This window comes from Streptomyces sp. NPDC058464 (assembly GCF_042721035.1).
Classification (GTDB): Bacteria; Actinomycetota; Actinomycetes; order Streptomycetales; family Streptomycetaceae; genus Streptomyces.
Genome location: NZ_JBHXMA010000006.1, coordinates 1 through 16781, shown reverse-complemented (window position 1 = coordinate 16781; position 16781 = coordinate 1). Strand labels below are relative to the sequence as shown.

Here is a 16781-nt window from a genome sequence, read left to right as displayed (position 1 = left end):
CTTCGAAGGCCTACCGCGCCTAGAGCGGTACGCGCAGTGCGCCGTCGATCAGTTCGGCGGCCTCGGCGGTTCCGGAACCGCCGCTGCGCACGAGGTGCTCGCGTACCGCGCGGAGTCTGTCGCGCAGGCGCTGGGACTCCATTCCGCGGGCCTGCTCGGCCATCTGCACGGCCGTGGCCACCGCGTTGTCGGCGTTTCCCTGGCGCAGTTCGATGGTGCTCAGCATGGCGAGGCGGTGCACCCGCCCCCGGTCGTGGGCGGGGTTGTCGACGGCGGCCGCGGCATGCTCACGGGCGGCGGCGAGTTCGCCCAGGCTGAGCAGCGCCTCGGCCACCTGCACATTGACCAGGCCGGGCTGGACATAGCCGGTCTCGTCGGGTTCGACGCCCCGGCGGATGCGTTCGGCGGCCGTCTCGGCCCGCCGGATGCAGGACAGCGCGCTCGTGCCGTCGCCGAGGTGGGCGTACGCCTTGGCCTGCATCGCGTAGAGGTCGGAGGCGAGGGCGGGGGTGATGTGCTTGCCGGCGGTGCGCAGGGCGGCCTCCGCGAAGGCGACGGCCTGCCGGAACTCCCGCATGAACAGCGACTGGTTGACGAGCAGTGCGATGACGTAGGCGCCGAGTCCCCGGTCCCCGCTGGCCTTGGCCAGCCGCAGCGCCTGGTGGAAGTAGCGCTGGGCGAGCCCGTGCGCGTCCGAGTCGTACGCGCAGATGCCGGCGATCGCCACCAACCCGCCGGTCGCCCGGTGCAGTTGACGGCCCGTGGCATCCGTGTAGCTGCCGCGCAGCAGCGGGGCCGCCTCGGAGTTGAGGAAGCCGACGACCCGGGTGCGGGTGGCCATTCCGCCGGCCTTGCGGTACATCTGCTCGTAGTGGGCCCGGGCGGCACGCAGCATCTCCAGGTCGGCCGGGGTGACCCGGTGCCGCCCGCCGCGCGAGACGTCCACGTCCTCAGGCGGGTTCTCCCACTCCCACACCGGCATCACCGCGGGCGTGCCGGTGACGGCGGGGGCGCCGAGTATGTGCGGGCGCTGCTGTTCGTCGGAGCGCCACAGGGCGGTGGCCCGCTCCACGAAGCCGGAGAGCGAGGTGGCGTGCGGGACGCTGGGCTCGCCGGGGACGCCGAGGCCGATGTCGTCGAGGGTGACCTGGCGGTGCAGGCGGGCGGCGAGCACCTCGCAGATCAGGTCGGGCACCTGGCCGCGCGGCCGCTGGCCCTTCAACCACCGTGCGACGGCGGTGTGTTCGTAGCGCAGCGAGAGTCCACGGGCCCGGCCCGCCTGGTTGACGTGGGCGGCGAGACCGGCGTGCGAGATCCCCGCCTCGTCCAGGATCGCGTCGAGCAGAGAGTTGGGCTGCATGGATGCCCCCCGAGTGGCCTGGTGCCGTCAGCGTAGTGCGGTTGCGTTCACACGGGGTGTGAACGAAGTGCGCGCATCCGTAGCGTGCGCGCACTGTCGCGGAGAGTGTCGGTCCGGTTGACTTAATTGCCTCGCAAGAGGCCGGCCGGGCCGCCGGCTCCCCCTCGTACAGTGCGGTGGCCTGGCCGTTGGCTTGGCCGACGTTCGGGGGCTAGCCGTGCGTTGTCGGCTGCGGGTGCGTTGTGGCTGGTCGCGCAGTTCCCCGCGCCCCCAGGAAGGGGCGTTGCGGCTGGCGTTCGTTGTGAAGCACCAGGAGTGCGATGTCGTCGGTGGGGCGGCCGTTGGTGTGGTGGAGCAGGGCGGTGAAGACCGCTCGGAGGATGGTCTGAGGAGAGACCGGGCGGTCTCGGACCGCTTCCCTGAGCGCTTCCGGCAGGGAGAAGAAGTGGCCCTTCGGGCTTCTCGCGTCCTCCGCACCGTCCGTGAAGAGGACGAGCGACTCGCCGTCGAGCAACTGGCCGCAGTCGGTTGCGGCCAGGTCCGTCGGCAGCGGGAAGGGGCCGAGAGGCGGTAGCGGATCGGCCGTCGACAGGGGCTCCACGCGCGCACCGCTGATCAGATACGGCCATGGATGACCGCAGTTGAGGGCGCTGAGCCCGCCGTCCGCCGCGATCTCCAGGAGCAGCAGCGTGACGAACTCCTCGGCCACCGGGCCGTCCGGGTCCTGGCCGCTCGACGGGTGCTCAGCCCTGGCTCGTTCTCGTAGGTGCCGGGCGAGGGCGCGGTCCAGGCGGCCGAGCACCCTGCCCAGTTCGGGTTCGTCGTGGGCGGCCTCGCGGAAGCTGCCGAGGACGGCGGCGACGGTGCCGATGGCGGACAGTCCGTGCCCGCGTACGTCGCCCATCACGACCCGTACGCCGTGTTCGGTGGCGACAGCCTCGTAGAGGTCGCCGCCGATGCTCGCGCCCCGGTCGGCGGAGAGCTGGGCGGCGGCGACGTTCAGCCCGGCGAGCCGGGGCGGCAGCGGCCGCAGCAGCACGCTCTGGGCGGCGCCGGCGACCATGCGGGCCTGCCGCAGCTCCCGGAGCAGGGCTCGGCGGACATGCAGTATCAGCCCGGTGCCGACCGCGAAGAACACGGCGCTGGTGACGATCCGCGCGCCGAGCCCGGTCTGCTCGGCCAGCGGGCATCCGAACTTGTAGCCGACCGCGACGGCGCCCCACACCGTGGGCAGCCCCAGGGCGAGAGCACGGCGCCCGGGCCGTGAATTCGTCCGGGGCCGCCTGCTGCGGGGAACCCCGGCTTTGATGCGGATCATGCCAATGGCCCCCATGTAGGCGCCTGACAGAACAGACGGACCGACCCCGAAAGGCCGGTCCGATTCTGTCGACGCCATGCCCCGAAAGGGCCATGTCTCGGATGGATCTCACCCAAATGAGTGACCACCCACGAGACACCCGCATTTATGCAGGTGGCAGTACATGTAAGTACCCTCGCGGCTGCGCCCCTTCAGGGGTGCGGGGAACTGCGCGATCAGCCACCACGAACCCGCAGCCGGCCGACAACAGTTCCCCCAACGGCGACTAGCCGCGCAGCACCGCTCCCGTACGCTCCCCCGCCAGGGCAACCGCAGCGTCACGGGCCGCCGACGCCTCATCGACCGTCAGCGTCCGGTCACCGGCCCGGAACCTCAGCGCATACGCCAGCGACTTCTTCCCGTCGCCGAGCTGCTCGTCGTTGACATACACGTCGAACAGCCGGATGGCCTCGAGGAGTTCACCGGCACCCTCACGCAGCGCCGCCTCGACCTCCGCCGTCGGCACCGGCTTGTCCACCACGAGGGCGACATCCTGCGTGGCCACCGGGAACGTCGAGATGCTCGGCGCCTGCGGGGTGCCGTCGCCGACCTGCTCCAGGGCGTCCAGGTTCAGCTCCATCGCGCAGGTGCGAGCGGGCAGCCCCAGGGCCTTGAGCACCCGCGGGTGCAGCTCACCGGCGTGGCCCACGACCTGCTCGGCGCCGTCGGCGACGACGACCAGCTCGGCGCACCGGCCGGGGTGCCACGGCCCGTACTGGCCCTTGCGGACGATCAGCTCGGCCCCGGCCTCACGTGCGACCGCGCGCCCCGCCTCGACCGCGTCGGCCCAGTCGGCCGGACGGCCCTTGCCCCACCAGCCGGCCTGCTCGCGGGCGCCCGCGAGGACGACGGCGACATGGCGCGGCTGCTCGGGCAGCACGGCGTTCAGCGCGGCGAGCTCCGCGCCGGTCGGGCGGCGGTCGACCGGCAGGTGGCCGGCGACGCCCTGCTCCTCGCGCGGCAGGAAGACCAGGCCGGTCTCGAACAGCGCCAGGTCGTGCGCGCCCCGCCCGTCGTTGCGCCGCAGCGCACCGAGCAGGCCCGGCAGCAGCGAGGTGCGGAGCGCGGGCTCCTCGTCGTTGAGCGGGTTGGTGAGCCTGACGACGCGGCGGGCCGGGTCGTCGGCGGCCAGGCCGAGCTGGTCGAAGACGCCCTCGCCGATGAACGGGTAGTTAGGCGCCTCGACGTAGCCGGCCCCGGCCAGCGCGCGGCCCACCCGGCGGTGCAGCCGCTGCCGGTGGGTCAGGCCCCGGCCGGACGGCGGCTTGGGCAGCGTGGAGGGCAGGTTCTCGTAGCCCTCCAGGCGGATGACCTCTTCGGCCAGGTCGTTCTGCTCGAGGAGGTCGGGCCGCCAGGACGGGACGGTGACGAGCAGCTCGTCCTGCCCGTAGACATCGCAGCCGACCTCCTGGAGGCGGCGTACGACGATCTCCCGGCCGTACTCGACGCCCGCGACCTTGTCGGGGTGGTTCGCCGGAACGGTGATGGTGTGCGGCGCGGACGGTGCGATGACCTCGGTGACCCCGGCCTCGGCGGTGCCGCCGGCGAGCAGCACCAGCAGGTCGACCGTGCGCTGCGCGGCGGCGGCCGCGGCCTGCGGGTCGACCCCGCGCTCGAAGCGGCGGGAGGCCTCGGAGGACAGCTTGTGGCGGCGGGCGGTGCGCGCGATCGCGACGGCGTCGAAGTGGGCCGCTTCGATGACCACGTCGGTCGTGGCGTTCTCCACGTCCGCGTGGTCGGCGATCTCGGTGTCGGCGCCGCCCATGACGCCCGCGAGGCCGATCGGGCCGCGGTCGTCGGTGATGACCAGGTCCTCGGCGTGCAGCTTCCGCTCGGTGCCGTCGAGGGTGACGATCTTCTCGCCCTCGGCCGCGCGGCGGACCCCGATGGTGCCCTGGACCAGGTTGCGGTCGTAGGCGTGCAGCGGCTGGCCGAGCTCCATCATCACGTAGTTCGTGACGTCGACCGCAAGGGAGATCGGGCGCATGCCGACCTTCTGCAGGCGGCGCTGGAGCCAGATCGGGGAGCGGGCCTCGGGGCTCAGGCCGGTGACGGTGCGCGCGGTGAAGCGGTCGCAGCCGAGCGGGTCGGAGACCTGGACCGGGTAGCCGAAGGCGTTCGGTCCCGGCACGTCGAGGAGGGCCGGGTCGCGCAGCGGCAGGCCGTAGCCGATGGCGGTCTCGCGGGCCACGCCGCGGATGGACAGGCAGTCGCCGCGGTTGGCGGTGACGGCGATGTCCAGGACCTCGTCGACCAGCTCCAGGAGCTCGATGGCGTCCTTGCCGACCTCGGTCTCCGGCGGCAGCACGATGATGCCCTTGGTGCCGTCCTCGCCCATGCCCAGCTCGTCGCTGGAGCAGATCATGCCGTGGGAGGTCTTGCCGTACGTCTTGCGCGCGGCGATGGCGAACCCGCCGGGCAGCACGGCGCCCGGGAGCACGACGACGACCTTGTCGCCGACGGCGAAGTTGCGGGCGCCGCAGACGATCTCCTGGGGCTCACCGGTGCCGTTCGCCGTACCGACGTCGACGGTGCAGAAGCGGATCGGCTTCTTGAAGCCGTCCAGCTCCTCGATGGTGAGCACCCGGCCGACGACCAGGGGGCCCTTGAGGCCGTCGCCGAGCTGCTCGACGGTCTCGACCTCCAGACCGGCCGAAATCAGCTTGGCCTGCACGTCGCGGCCGGTCTCGGTGGCCGGCAGGTCGACGTACTCCCGCAGCCAGGAAAGCGGGACCCGCATCAGATCTCCATCCCGAACGGCCGGGTGAACCGGACGTCACCCTCGACCATGTCTCGCATGTCCTCGACGTTGTGGCGGAACATCAGCATCCGCTCGATGCCGAACCCGAAGGCGAAGCCGCTGTACTTCTCCGGGTCGACGCCGCAGGCGGTGAGCACCCGCGGGTTGACCATGCCGCAGCCGCCCAGCTCGATCCAGCCCTCGGAGGAGCAGGTACGGCAGGGGCGGTCGGGGTTGCCCACGGACTCGCCCTTGCACACGTAGCAGAGCATGTCCATCTCGGCGGACGGCTCGGTGAAGGGGAAGAAGTTCGGCCGCAGCCGGGTCTTCATGCCCTCGCCGAACAGCGACTGGACCATGTGGTCCAGGGTGCCCTTGAGGTCGGACATGGTCAGGCCCTCGTCGACGGCGAGCAGCTCGACCTGGTGGAAGACCGGGGTGTGGGTGGCGTCCAGCTCGTCGGTGCGGTAGACGCGGCCCGGGCAGATCACGTAGACCGGCAGCTCACGGTCGAGCAGCGAGCGGATCTGGACCGGCGAGGTGTGGGTGCGCAGCACGACACCGGACTCGGTGCCGCCCTGGGGGCCCTGCACGAAGAAGGTGTCCGCCTCGCCGCGGGCCGGGTGGTCCGGGCCGATGTTGAGGGCGTCGAAGTTGAACCACTCGGCCTCGACCTGCGGACCCTCGGCGACCTCGTAGCCCATGGCCACGAAGATGTCCTCGATGCGGTCGGACAGGGTGGTCAGCGGGTGGCGGGCGCCGGCCGGGACGCGGTCGTACGGCAGCGTGAGGTCCACCGCCTCCTCGACCAGCACCCGGGCGTCGCGCTCGGCCTCCAGCTCCTCCTGACGGCCCGCGAGAGCCTTGTTCACCGCGCCGCGGGCCTGGCCGACCAGCTTGCCGGCGGCGGCCTTGGCGTGCGGGGGCAGCGCGCCGATCTCGCGGTTGGCGAGGGCCAGCGGGGAGGCCCCGCCGGTGTGGGCGACCTTGGCCTCCTGGAGCGCGTCGAGGGAGTCCGCGGCGGCGAAGGCGGCGAGCGCCTCGTCCCGCATGCGCTCGATCTCTTCCGGTTTCAACGCCTCGACCTCGACAGGGTCGTACGACTTATTCGGTGCCGACATCTCTTCCCGTGCTTCCGATTGGGTGGCGGATGGTCCCCGAGACCGTTGATGGGCCGTGAGAAGGACACAAAGGTGCCAAAGGCCGAGTCTAACGGGGTGGAGGTATACGAAGAGCCCGTGGGCCGTCAGGCGAGATACGCCGGGACGCTCACGGGCAACGTAAATCGGAACTCGGCGCCGCCGCCGGGGGCGCGTCCGACCGTGATGGTGCCGCCGTGGGCCTCGACGATGCCCTTGACGATGTACAGCCCGAGACCGGTGCCACCGCGCTTGCTGCCCCGCCAGAAGCGGGTGAAGACGCGGTTCATGGATTCCTCCGGGATGCCGGGCCCTTCGTCGCTCACCGTGACCGACGTGGCTGCGTTCTCATGGCCTTCGCCTTCGCGCGGGGACGCCGCGGCCGTGATGTCGATGGTGACAGTTCCCTCGCCGTGCCGCACGGCGTTTTCGATGAGGTTGCTGAGGACCTGGTCGACCTTGTCGGGGTCGGCCCACAGCGCGGGCAGCGGCTGCTCGACGCGGAGCAGGAAGCGGTCGGCGGGCTGCCCGGCGGCGACGTACGCCTGGATGTGCCGTCCGACGGCGGCGCCTATGTCCACCGGCTGCCGACGCACCTCGAGCCGCCCGCTGTCGATCCTCGAGATGTCGAGCAGCTCGGCGATGAGCCGGGTGACCCGGTCGGCGTCCGCGTCGACCGTCTCCAGCATCAGCCGCTTCTGGTCGTCGGTGAACCGTTCCCACTTGGCGAGCAGGGTCGCCGTGAACCCTTTGACGGAGGTCAGCGGCGAGCGCAGCTCGTGCGCGACGGTGGCGATCAGCTCGGCGTGACTGCGTTCGGTACGGCGCCGGGCCTCGGTGTCCCGCAGCGACACGACGACCCGGCGCACGGGCCCGGTCGGCTCGGCCCGCACGTACCTGGCGGACACCAGCACCTCCCGGCCGCCGGGCAGCAGGAGGTTGCGCTCGGGCTGGCCGACCCGGATGGCGAGGCCTCCGTACGGATCGGTGAGCTGCCACCAGCGCCGCCCCTCCAGGTCCTCCAGGGGGAGGGCCTTCTCCAGGCGCCGGCCGAGGGCGTCGGCGGGGGCGGTGGCGGTGATGCGGGCGGCGGCGGCGTTGAAGCAGACGACGAGGCCGTGCTCGTCGGCGATCACCAGGCCGTCGGGCAGTTCGTCGGGGTCGATGCACAGCCCGGTGAGGTCGCCGTGCCGGGGTGCGGGTACGCGGCCGGTGCCACGGCTGCCCGGCGTGTTGCTGGTGCCGACACTCATACCCCGTACTCCACCTCTCAGACGGCGCAGCAGGCCCCCGAGCTGGTCACCCTACTAGCTCAGGGTGACGGAACGGCACCCTCCGGAGGCGCGCTGTGCACGGGCCGATGCGTAGAGACATACGGCGGCGGCGGTGGCGAGGTTCAGGCTCTCGGCCTTCCCGTGGATCGGGACGCGCACGACGGCGTCCGCCAGCGCGCGGGTCTCCTCCGGGAGCCCCCAGGCCTCGTTCCCGAACACCCAGGCCGTGGGCCCGCCCATGGTGCCGTTGTCGAGCTCGTCGTCGAGGTCGTCGGTACCCGCCCCGTCGGCGGCGAGGATCCGCACGCCGACGCCCTTCAGCCCGGCCACGGCCTGCTCGACGGGCACGCCGACGGCGACGGGGAGGTGGAAGTGCGATCCGACCGAGGCCCTGACGGCCTTCGGGTTGTACAGGTCCACGGACGCGTCGGTCAGGACGACCGCCTCTGCCCCCGCGGCATCGGCGCACCGCAGCACGGTGCCGGCGTTGCCGGGGTCGCGGACGTTGGCGAGGACGGCGACGAGCCGGGGGCGGGCGGCGAGGATCTCCTCGAACGGCGTGTCCAGGAACCGGCACACCCCGACGAGCCCCTGGGGCGTCACGGTGGTGGAGATGTCGGCGATGACGTCCTCGGAGGCCAGGTGGATCCGGGCGCCGACCGCCCTCGCCTCCCCCACGATGTCGGCGTACCGCTCCGCGGCCTCGACGGTCGCGAACAGCTCGACGAGCGTCGGCTCGTCACCGACCCGGTGCCCGGCGGCCTCCCGCACGGCCTGCGGTCCCTCGGCGAGGAACAGCCGCTCCTTGCCCCGGAAGTTCCGCCGCTCCAGCCGCCGGGCGGCGGCGACACGGGCAGAGCGGGGGGAGATGAGCTCGGGGGTGGCGGGAGGCATCTGTGGTTCACCTTCACAACGACGGTCGGTCACGGCGGGCGGCAGGTCCGCACCGCCGCCGTACCAGTCTCCCGCACCCGGGGCGGGCGGCGCGGCGGGGTCAGGGCTCGTCGAGCAGCCGGCGGGCCGTGCTGATGTCGGTGACCAGCGTGGTGATCCAGCGGCCCCGCACCGCGCCGCGCACCGCGCTGTACTTGCGGTCGCCGCCCGCGACGGCGATCCGGCGCGGGGCGCTGCGGAGCTGGTCCACGGAGACCCCGATGGTCCGCTCCCCGAGGCCCGCGTCGACGTGCACGCCGTCCTCGTCGAAGAAGCGCTGGCAGATGTCTCCCACCGCGCCGAGCCGGCGCAGCCGGGTGAGCTCCTCGTCGGCGACCGCGTTGCCGCTCAGCTGCAGCAGCGGGGAGGGCTGCAGGCTGCCGATGCCGACCAGGACGGCGGTCAGCCGGTCCCAGGCCTGGCCCACGTCCAGGACGGTCGCGTCGTGCAGCAGGGACAGCCGGGCCTGGGCCGACCCAACCAGCCCGGGGGCCCGGACGAACAGCGGTCCGGCGCCTATGAGTTCGGCGAGCCGCGCGGTGAGCCGGGTGGCCTGTACCTGGCCCTGCGGGTCGCCCATGCCGCCCATCAGCTGGACGACCTTCTCGACGCCCCGCACCCGGGCGGGCTGCATGACCTCGACGGCCGCGAGCAGGGTCTCGCTCCAGGTCGAGACGCCGATCACGTCCCCCGGCCGGAAGGCCGTCTCCAGGTAGGTGGCCGCCGCCGAGCCGAGCGCGCGCAGCAGGGTGCGCGGGTGGTCCGGCAGGTCGTCGCTCTCGACGATGACCACGTCGGTGAGGTCGTAGCGGTCGGCGAGCGCGTCCTCCAGTTCGCTGTGGATGCCGGGCGGCGACACCACGATCGTCCGCACGACACCGCGTTCGGCCGCCTGGCGCAGCAGCCTGGACACGCCCGCCTGGGAGAGTCCGAGGGCCTTGGCGATCTCCGCCTGGCGCAGCCCCTGCTCGTGGTACATGCGCGCCACCCGGACGATCAGCCTGAGCTTGTCCGCGGATTCGTTGCTGCTGAGGTCGGCATGCTGGAACACAGGTCGCACCCTACTGGGCCCGGGGGCGGCGCTCGGAGTGCTCATGGTGTGCCGCGGTCCGCGGATCCACGGCGGCGACAGCTCCGTGGGCTGCCGGATCCCCGGCGGCGCCGCCGTCGCGGGCCGCGGGATCACCGGCGACGGCACCACCGCGGGCCCGGGCGACCGCCTCGTGCCAGGACCGGATGCCGCGTTCCCGTTCCGCCTCCGGCAGCCGCGGGCGGTACACCTCCTCGGCGCGGGCCTGGCCGGCGAGTCCGTTCCTGGTGAACATCCCCAGTGCGCAGCCGGCCAGCCGGGCCGCGCCGAGGGCGGACAGGTCGCGGTCCCGGGGGCGGCGCACGATCCGCCCCGAGATGTCCGCCTGGAGCTGCATCAGGGCCGCGTTGTCGGTGGCGCCGCCGTCGGCGAGCAGCGCGGTGACGCGTCCGCTCGCGGTGTCGAGGCCCGCCACCACGTCCTCGATCTGGTAGGCGACGGACTCCAGGGCGGCGCGGGCCAGCTGGGGCAGGCCGGTGCCGAAGGTGAGTCCGCTGAGCAGGCCTGTGGCGTCGTTGTCCCACCAGGGAGCGGCGAGGCCGCCGAACGCCGGGACGAGGTGCACGCCCGCGGCGTCGGGTGCCGCGAGCCCGGCCAGCTCGGCCTCGCCGACGCCGAACAGTCCGGCGAGCCAGCGCAGGGTGGCGCCGGAGGAGCGGATGTTGCCCTCCAGGGCGTACGCGGGGATGCCGTCGTCCCAGGCGATGGTCAGGCAGAGCGGGGAGTCCTCGGCCCGGTCGGGTCCGGAGATCAGGCCCATGACCGAGGAGCCGGTGCCGTAGGTGACCTTGACGCTGCCGGGAAGGAAGACGCCGTGCCCGAACAGCGCGGCATGGGAGTCGCCGAGCACCGAGAGCACGGGGGTGCCGTCGGTGAGGGGCGGCAGGCCGTGGACGGCGGGGAAGGGCCCCGTCGACGCGGTGATCCGGGGCAGTGCCTCCCGGGGGACGTCGAAGACGTCGAGGAGCCGTTCGTCCCAGTCCCGGCGGCGGACGTCGAGCAGCTGGGTGCGGGCCGCGTTGCCCAGTTCGACGAGGTGGTCCCCGCCGCCGCCCAGGCGCCACAGCAGCCAGGAGTCGACCGTGCCGAGGCACAGCTCGCCGCGCCGGGCGCGGGTGCGGTCCGGGTCGTGGGTGTCGAGCAGCCACTGGGCCTTGAGGGCGCTGAACATCGGGTCCAGGGGGAGCCCGGTGACGGCGCGGACGTGCTCGCCGAGGCCGTCGGCGAGCAGGGTGGCGCACCGGTCGGCGGTGCGCCGGTCCTGCCAGCCGATCACGGGGCCGAGCGGGCGTCCGGTGGCGCGCTCCCACAGCAGACACGACTCCCGCTGGTTGGTCAGCCCGACACCGACGACGAGGCCCGGATCGTGTCCGGCCAGGCATGTGGCCACGGCGGTCAGGACGCTGTCCCAGATGTCGTCGGGCGACTGCTCCGCCCAGCCCGGCCGGGGATGGCCGATGGCGAGCGGGGCGGACGCCGAGGCGACGACCGCGCCGTCGGCGCGCACCAGGAGCGCCTTGGTCGCGGAGGTGCCCTGGTCGACGGCGAGCAGCAGCGGCTGGTTCATGACGCCGAGGATGTCAGGCCGAGGACCTCGCGGGCGGCGCGGTGGACGCCGTCCGCGGTGAGCCCGAAGTGTTCCAGGAGACCTGCGGGGCTGCCGGTCGGGGCGAACCCGGTGACGCCGAGGAGTCTCAGCGGGACCGGGTGGTGCTGGCCGGTGAGCGAGGCGACGGCGGCGCCCAGGCCGCCGCTGAGGGTGGCCTCCTCCGCCACGACCAGGCCCCGGGTCTCCTCGGCGGCCCGCAGGATCGCGGCCCGGTCGAGCGGGTCGACGAAGGGGACGTTGAGGACGCGTGCGGAGATGCCCTCGGCGGCCAGCCGGTCCGCGGCGGTCAGGGCGCGGGAGACCAGGGTGCCGATGGCGACGAGGGTGACGTCGGCGCCGTCGCGCAGCACCTGGGCGCGCCCGTGCTCGAAGGGGGCGTCGGGCGGGGTGACGTCGGGGACCTTGAAGCGGGGGACGCGCAGGTAGCTGGGGCCGTCGTGGGTGTACGCCCAGCGCAGGGCGGCCCGGGTCTGGGCGCGGTCGGCCGGGACGACCACGGTGAGGTCGGCCACGGCACGCAGCCAGGACAGGTCCTCGACGGAGTGGTGGGTGGGGCCGAGTTCGCCGTAGGCCATGCCGGGGCTCTGGCCGCACAGGATCACCCGGAACCCGCTGTAGGCGCAGTCGGCCTTGATCTGTTCCAGGGCGCGTCCGGTGAGGAAGGGCCCGGCGGCGGAGACGAAGGGGACGAAGCCGGCGTTGGCGAGGCCGGCGCCCACGCCGACCATGTTCTGTTCGGCGATGCCGACGTTGACGAGCCGGTCGGGGAACTCCTCGCGGAAGGCGACGAGGTTGCTGGAGCCGACGGAGTCGTTGCAGACGACGACCACGCGTTCGTCCTGGCGGGCGAGGGCGGCCAGTTCCTCGGCGAAGACCGTGCGGCAGTCGTACACGGGCGCCTCGACGGCGGCGGGCACGGCGGCGGAGCCTGCGGTGGGGGCGGAGTCGGCGGCGGGCACGGCGGCGCGGGCGTGCGGGGCGTGGGTCTCGGTCACCGGGTCAGCTCCTCGACGGCGGCGTGCACCTGTTCCTTGGTGGGCACCTTGTGGTGCCACTCGGCGCGGTCCTCGATGAACGACACGCCCTTGCCCTTGACGGTGTGGGCGACGACGGCGACGGGCCGGCCGGTGGTGGAGGGGGCGAAGGCGGCGCGCAGCGCGCCGTGGTCGTGGCCGTCCGTCTCCCGGACCTCCCAGCCGAAGGCGGTGAACTTCTCGGCGAGCGGATCGAGCGCGACGGTGTCCTCGGTGCGGGCGCCCTGCTGGAGCCGGTTGCGGTCCACGACGGCGCAGAGCGCGGCCAGCCGCTGGTGGCCGGCGGTCATCGCGGCCTCCCAGTTGCTGCCTTCCTGGAGTTCGCCGTCGCCGAGCACGACGACCGTGCGGGCGCCGTCGCCGCGCAGCCGGGCGCCGAGCGCGCAGCCGACGGCGACCGGGAAGCCGTGTCCCAGGGGGCCGGTGTTGGTCTCGACGCCGGGGACCTTGCGGCGGTTGGGGTGGCCGTTGAGCGGCGAGTACGGGGCCATGTAGCCGGTCAGCTCGCTCTTCGGGAAGTAGCCGCAGTGCGCCAGGGTGGCGTACAGGGCGGCGGCGCAGTGCCCCTTGCTGAGGACGAACCGGTCCCGGCCCAGGGCCTGCGGCCGTTCGGGGTCGACGTCGAGGACGGCGCCGAAGAGGGTCACGAGGATGTCGGTCACGGAGAGGTCGCCGCCGATGTGTCCCATCCGGGCCCGGTCGATCATGTCGAGGACCGTCAGCCGGACGTCGGTGGCCAGGGATTGCAGCAGGCGCACGGCGTCCGGGGGGTCCGCGGCGCGGACGGCCTGCCGGAGTGCGCGGTAGTCCGCGGCGGCGGAGTGATCAACAGCGAGCACCTGAATATCCATTCAGCCATGTGATTTCTAAGCAGTCGGATCATGCGCCGCGCCGCGCCGCACCGTCAACCCCTCGAAACAAGGCCCGAAAATCTACAGTTGCACCACTCTTGACGCGCACCCTCGCCGGAATCTACGGTCCCGGCCATCGAAGGCAGCACATCGAGAATAAATATTCAAAAGGAGTTGTCGTGGCCCCGCACCCGGTCCCCCGCACCTTCACCGGTGGCATGTGGACGTTCGGCCGCATCATCGACCGCTATGCGACGGACGGCTACGGCCCCGTCGTCCCGACCCTGGACACCATCGAACTGGCCGCGGAATCGGGCGATCTGGTCGGCCTGGATCTCAACTACCCCTTCGACGGCGGCGTGACGGTCGAGGATGTCGGCAAGTCCCTCACGGCGCACGGTCTTTCCGCGGTCTGCGTCACGCCCGTCATCTACGACCGCGGCTTCCGCACCGGCTCGTTCACCGCGCCCGACCCGGCCACCCGGGTCCGCGCCCTGGACCTGGCGCACGAGTCGGTCGACGTGGCCCGCCGGCTGGGCGCGGGCTATGTGAAGTTCTGGCCCGGACAGGACGGGTACGACTACCCGTTCCAGGTGGACTACGCGACCCTGCGCCGGCACGCCGTCGAGGGCATCCGGGACGTCGCCCGCGCCTTCCCCGACGTCACCTTCGCCATCGAGTACAAGCTCAAGGAGCCCCGCAACCGGCTGTTCTGGTCCACGGCCGCCGCCACGCTGCTCGCGATCGAGCAGATGGGCGTGGACAACGTCGGGCTGGTCGTCGACTTCGGCCACTCGCTGTTCGCCAAGGAGAACCCGGCCGAGGTGCTCACCCTCGCCCACTCGATGGGCCGGCTCGTCGACATCGAGCTGGACGACAACTACCGCGAGTGGGACGACGACCTCACCGCGGGCGCCCTGCACCTCGTGGAGACGCTCGAATTCCTGCACGTGGTGCGGGAGATCGGCTGGGACAAGCCGCTCAAGCTGGACCTCTTCCCCTACCGGGAGCACCCCGGTGACGCGGTCCGCGAGTCGGTCGCCACGCTGCGCGCGCTGGAGGCCAAGGCCGCCGCGCTCCCCCTCGACGCCCTGCGGGCCGCCCAGGCCGCGCACGACGCGATGGCCGTCCAGCGGATCGTCCGCACCGCACTGCTCGGCTGAGCCGGCCGGCGTCCGCGGCAGCCGCACCGCGACGCCGGCCGCCCGGCCCACCCTCAGGAGCCGCCATGTCCCACCCCTGCACCCTCCCTTGCGGGAGCCCGTGATGCCCTACGGTCCCGCGTCCATCCTCGGAGACGTCCTGCGCAACAAGCGGGCCGAGGCGGTGGTGCGCAAGCACCTCACCGGAATCGTCAACGCGCCGCTGGAGATCCAGCTCAGGTACGCGCCGCTGGAGCGGGTCGTCGGTTTCCTGGAGGAGACCCGGGCCGACACCGCCGCCCGGGACGCCTTCTTCGCCGAGCTGGCCGCCGTCGACGAGACCGCCGCGGAGCCGCCCCGGCCGGCGGAGCAGGCGATCGTGCCCTCCCCCGACCACGAGTCCGCGGACGTCCCGGTCGGCAGCGCCGAGCTGGTGCGACCGGCGACGGCGACCCGCTGGCGCACCTTCGAACTGGAGCTCCACGGGCCGGCGCACGGCAACCCGTTCACGGACGTCGAGCTGCGCGCCGAGTTCCGCCACGGCGACCGCGTGCTCACCGCGTACGGCTTCCACGACGGCGAGGGCGTCCAGCGCGTCCGCTTCCTGCCCGACGAGGAGGGCGACTGGTCGTACCGCACCTTCAGCAACGCCCGCTCGCTCGACGGGATCACCGGCTCCGTCGCCTGCGGCCCGCCCGCCGCCGGGGACCACGGACCGGTACGGGTGCACGCCACCCACCACTTCCGGCACGCCGACGGCACCCGCCACCTGCCGGTGGGCACCACCGCCTACGCCTGGACCCACCAGGGCGACGAACTGGCGGAACGGACCCTGCGGAGCCTGGCCGGCAGCCCCTTCAACAAGGTGCGGATGTGCGTCTTCCCCAAGGCCTACCTGCACAACACCAACGAGCCGGTGCGCTACCCGTTCCAGGGGTCACCCGATGACGGCTGGGACTTCACCCGGCCCGACCCCGAGTACTTCAGGGACCTGGAACACCGCGTCGCCCAGCTCGGCGCGCTCGGCATCCAGGCCGACGTCATCCTCTTCCACCCGTACGACCGCTGGGGCTTCTCCGACATGGGCCCCGCCGCCGACGAGCGCTATCTGCGGTACGTGGTGTCCCGACTGGCGGCCCACCCGAACGTGTGGTGGTCCCTGGCCAACGAGTACGACCTCATGTGGTCCAAGGACACCGACCACTGGCACCGGTCGGCCGCGACCGTGCGCCGCTACGATCCGCACGGCCATCTCCTCGGCGTCCACAACTGCTTCGAGTTCTGGGACAACGGCCTGGACTGGGTGACCCACTCCAGCGTGCAGCGCGTCGACGTCTACCGCACGGCCGAGAACACCGATGCCTGGCGGGCCCGTTGGGGCAAGCCGGTGGTCGTCGACGAGTGCGGCTACGAGGGCGACCTCGACCAGGGCTGGGGCAACCTCACCCCGCAGGAACTGGTGCGCCGCTGCTGGGAGGGGGCCGTACGCGGCGGCTATGTCACCCACGGCGAGACGTACCTGGCGGACGACGACGTGCTGTGGTGGTCCAAGGGCGGCGAGCTGAAGGGGGAGAGCCCCGCCCGCATCGCCTTCCTGCGGCGGATCCTGGAGGAGACACCGGGGGCCGGCATCGACCCGCTGCCCTCCGACTGGGACGTCCCGACCGGCGGCGTCGAAGGCCGCTACCACCTCACCTACTTCGGCTTCGGCCAGCCCCGCCGCCGTACGTTCGCGATGGCCCCCGGCATCCGCTACGAGGCCGAGGTCATCGACACCTGGAACATGACCGTCACCCGGCTCCCGGGCACGTACGAGGGCGTCTTCACCCTGCCGCTGCCCGCCCTCCCCTACATCGCGGTCCGGCTCAGGGCGTGCGAGGGCACACCGACACCCGCGACGACAGCCGACTGACGCGACACCGCACCCCCGGCTCCCCCGGGGAGCTTCGGCTCGATCTCCCCCACACCTGGCCATCAGAACCGCGGGCGGCCCTGCCTCGCCGCCCGCCACGAACGTGGAGTTACCCATGCGACGCATCATGCTGACGGCCGTGGCGGCCGTCGTGACCCTGGCCGCGACGGCCTGCGGATCCGGATCCGGCGACAGCGGCGGAACCGGCGCCTCGGGGGGCACCCTCACCCTGGCGCCCCTCGTCCAGGCCCAGCCGTGGGACCTGGCCGACGCCGGACTCGGCAACAACACCCAGTACTACCAGCCTGTATACGACTCCCTGCTGCGGCTCTCGCCCAGC

12 protein-coding genes and 1 pseudogene are annotated in these 16781 nt (G+C 72.8%); 3 read left to right on the top strand and 10 right to left on the bottom strand.

Annotation, left to right across the window (positions count from 1 at the left end; translation table 11 throughout):
• Positions 1–19 precede the first annotated feature (19 nt).
• The 10 genes from ACFWPQ_RS10400 to ACFWPQ_RS10355 all read right to left on the bottom strand — a co-directional run bounded on the left by ACFWPQ_RS10400 (position 20) and on the right by ACFWPQ_RS10355 (position 13387).
• A complete protein-coding gene (locus tag ACFWPQ_RS10400) occupies positions 20–1360 on the bottom strand; it encodes a transcriptional regulator (protein WP_361291384.1) in 1341 nt (446 codons plus the stop codon).
• 211 nt (positions 1361–1571) lie between these two features.
• Positions 1572–2678, bottom strand: a complete 1107-nt coding sequence (locus ACFWPQ_RS10395) for a PP2C family protein-serine/threonine phosphatase (protein ID WP_384031965.1) — start codon at positions 2676–2678, stop codon at positions 1572–1574.
• A gap of 265 nt (positions 2679–2943) precedes the next feature.
• Positions 2944–5457, bottom strand: a complete 2514-nt coding sequence (gene pheT, locus ACFWPQ_RS10390) for a phenylalanine--tRNA ligase subunit beta (RefSeq protein WP_384031963.1) — start codon at positions 5455–5457, stop codon at positions 2944–2946.
• The gene (pheS, locus tag ACFWPQ_RS10385; RefSeq protein ID WP_384031961.1) at positions 5457–6578 is read right to left on the bottom strand and encodes a phenylalanine--tRNA ligase subunit alpha; all 1122 of its coding nucleotides are present in this window, start codon (positions 6576–6578) and stop codon (positions 5457–5459) included. The genes pheT and pheS overlap by 1 nt, the downstream gene beginning before the upstream one ends.
• 125 nt (positions 6579–6703) lie before the next feature.
• Entirely contained in the window at positions 6704–7849 is a 1146-nt protein-coding gene (locus tag ACFWPQ_RS10380; protein WP_384031959.1) for an ATP-binding protein, read from the bottom strand.
• Positions 7850–7903: 54 nt separating this feature from the next.
• Complete coding sequence (locus ACFWPQ_RS10375; RefSeq protein ID WP_361291399.1) at positions 7904–8764, bottom strand: RNA methyltransferase; 861 nt, start codon at positions 8762–8764, stop codon at positions 7904–7906.
• A 100-nt stretch (positions 8765–8864) separates the two neighbouring features.
• Positions 8865–9854, bottom strand: a complete 990-nt coding sequence (locus ACFWPQ_RS10370) for a sugar-binding transcriptional regulator (protein WP_361291402.1) — start codon at positions 9852–9854, stop codon at positions 8865–8867.
• A 10-nt stretch (positions 9855–9864) separates the two neighbouring features.
• On the bottom strand, positions 9865–11460 hold the full coding sequence (locus ACFWPQ_RS10365) for an FGGY family carbohydrate kinase (RefSeq protein ID WP_384031957.1): 1596 nt from the start codon (positions 11458–11460) through the stop codon (positions 9865–9867).
• Entirely contained in the window at positions 11457–12497 is a 1041-nt protein-coding gene (locus ACFWPQ_RS10360) for a transketolase family protein (RefSeq protein ID WP_384031955.1), read from the bottom strand. The genes ACFWPQ_RS10365 and ACFWPQ_RS10360 overlap by 4 nt, the downstream gene beginning before the upstream one ends.
• Entirely contained in the window at positions 12494–13387 is an 894-nt protein-coding gene (locus ACFWPQ_RS10355) for a transketolase (protein WP_384031953.1), read from the bottom strand. The genes ACFWPQ_RS10360 and ACFWPQ_RS10355 overlap by 4 nt, the downstream gene beginning before the upstream one ends.
• 179 nt (positions 13388–13566) lie before the next feature.
• Here ACFWPQ_RS10355 and ACFWPQ_RS10350 point away from each other — a divergent pair, with 179 nt between their 5' ends.
• The 3 genes and pseudogenes from ACFWPQ_RS10350 to ACFWPQ_RS10340 all read left to right on the top strand — a co-directional run.
• Complete coding sequence (locus ACFWPQ_RS10350) at positions 13567–14550, top strand: sugar phosphate isomerase/epimerase family protein (protein WP_384031951.1); 984 nt, start codon at positions 13567–13569, stop codon at positions 14548–14550.
• Between the two features lie 103 nt (positions 14551–14653).
• Positions 14654–16441, top strand: a complete 1788-nt coding sequence (locus tag ACFWPQ_RS10345) for a DUF5605 domain-containing protein (RefSeq protein WP_384031949.1) — start codon at positions 14654–14656, stop codon at positions 16439–16441.
• A gap of 115 nt (positions 16442–16556) precedes the next feature.
• Positions 16557–16781, top strand: a pseudogene (locus ACFWPQ_RS10340) (peptide ABC transporter substrate-binding protein); the annotation flags it as partial.

Coding starts and splice junctions, on each gene's coding strand:
- ACFWPQ_RS10365 (WP_384031957.1), bottom strand. CDS start 11,460: ATGAACCAGCCGCTGCTGCTCGCCGTCGACCAGGGCACCTCCGCGACC.
- ACFWPQ_RS10400 (WP_361291384.1), bottom strand. CDS start 1,360: ATGCAGCCCAACTCTCTGCTCGACGCGATCCTGGACGAGGCGGGGATC.
- pheS (WP_384031961.1), bottom strand. CDS start 6,578: ATGTCGGCACCGAATAAGTCGTACGACCCTGTCGAGGTCGAGGCGTTG.
- ACFWPQ_RS10375 (WP_361291399.1), bottom strand. CDS start 8,764: ATGCCTCCCGCCACCCCCGAGCTCATCTCCCCCCGCTCTGCCCGTGTC.
- pheT (WP_384031963.1), bottom strand. CDS start 5,457: ATGCGGGTCCCGCTTTCCTGGCTGCGGGAGTACGTCGACCTGCCGGCC.
- ACFWPQ_RS10345 (WP_384031949.1), top strand. CDS start 14,654: ATGCCCTACGGTCCCGCGTCCATCCTCGGAGACGTCCTGCGCAACAAG.
- ACFWPQ_RS10395 (WP_384031965.1), bottom strand. CDS start 2,678: ATGATCCGCATCAAAGCCGGGGTTCCCCGCAGCAGGCGGCCCCGGACG.
- ACFWPQ_RS10355 (WP_384031953.1), bottom strand. CDS start 13,387: ATGGATATTCAGGTGCTCGCTGTTGATCACTCCGCCGCCGCGGACTAC.
- ACFWPQ_RS10380 (WP_384031959.1), bottom strand. CDS start 7,849: ATGAGTGTCGGCACCAGCAACACGCCGGGCAGCCGTGGCACCGGCCGC.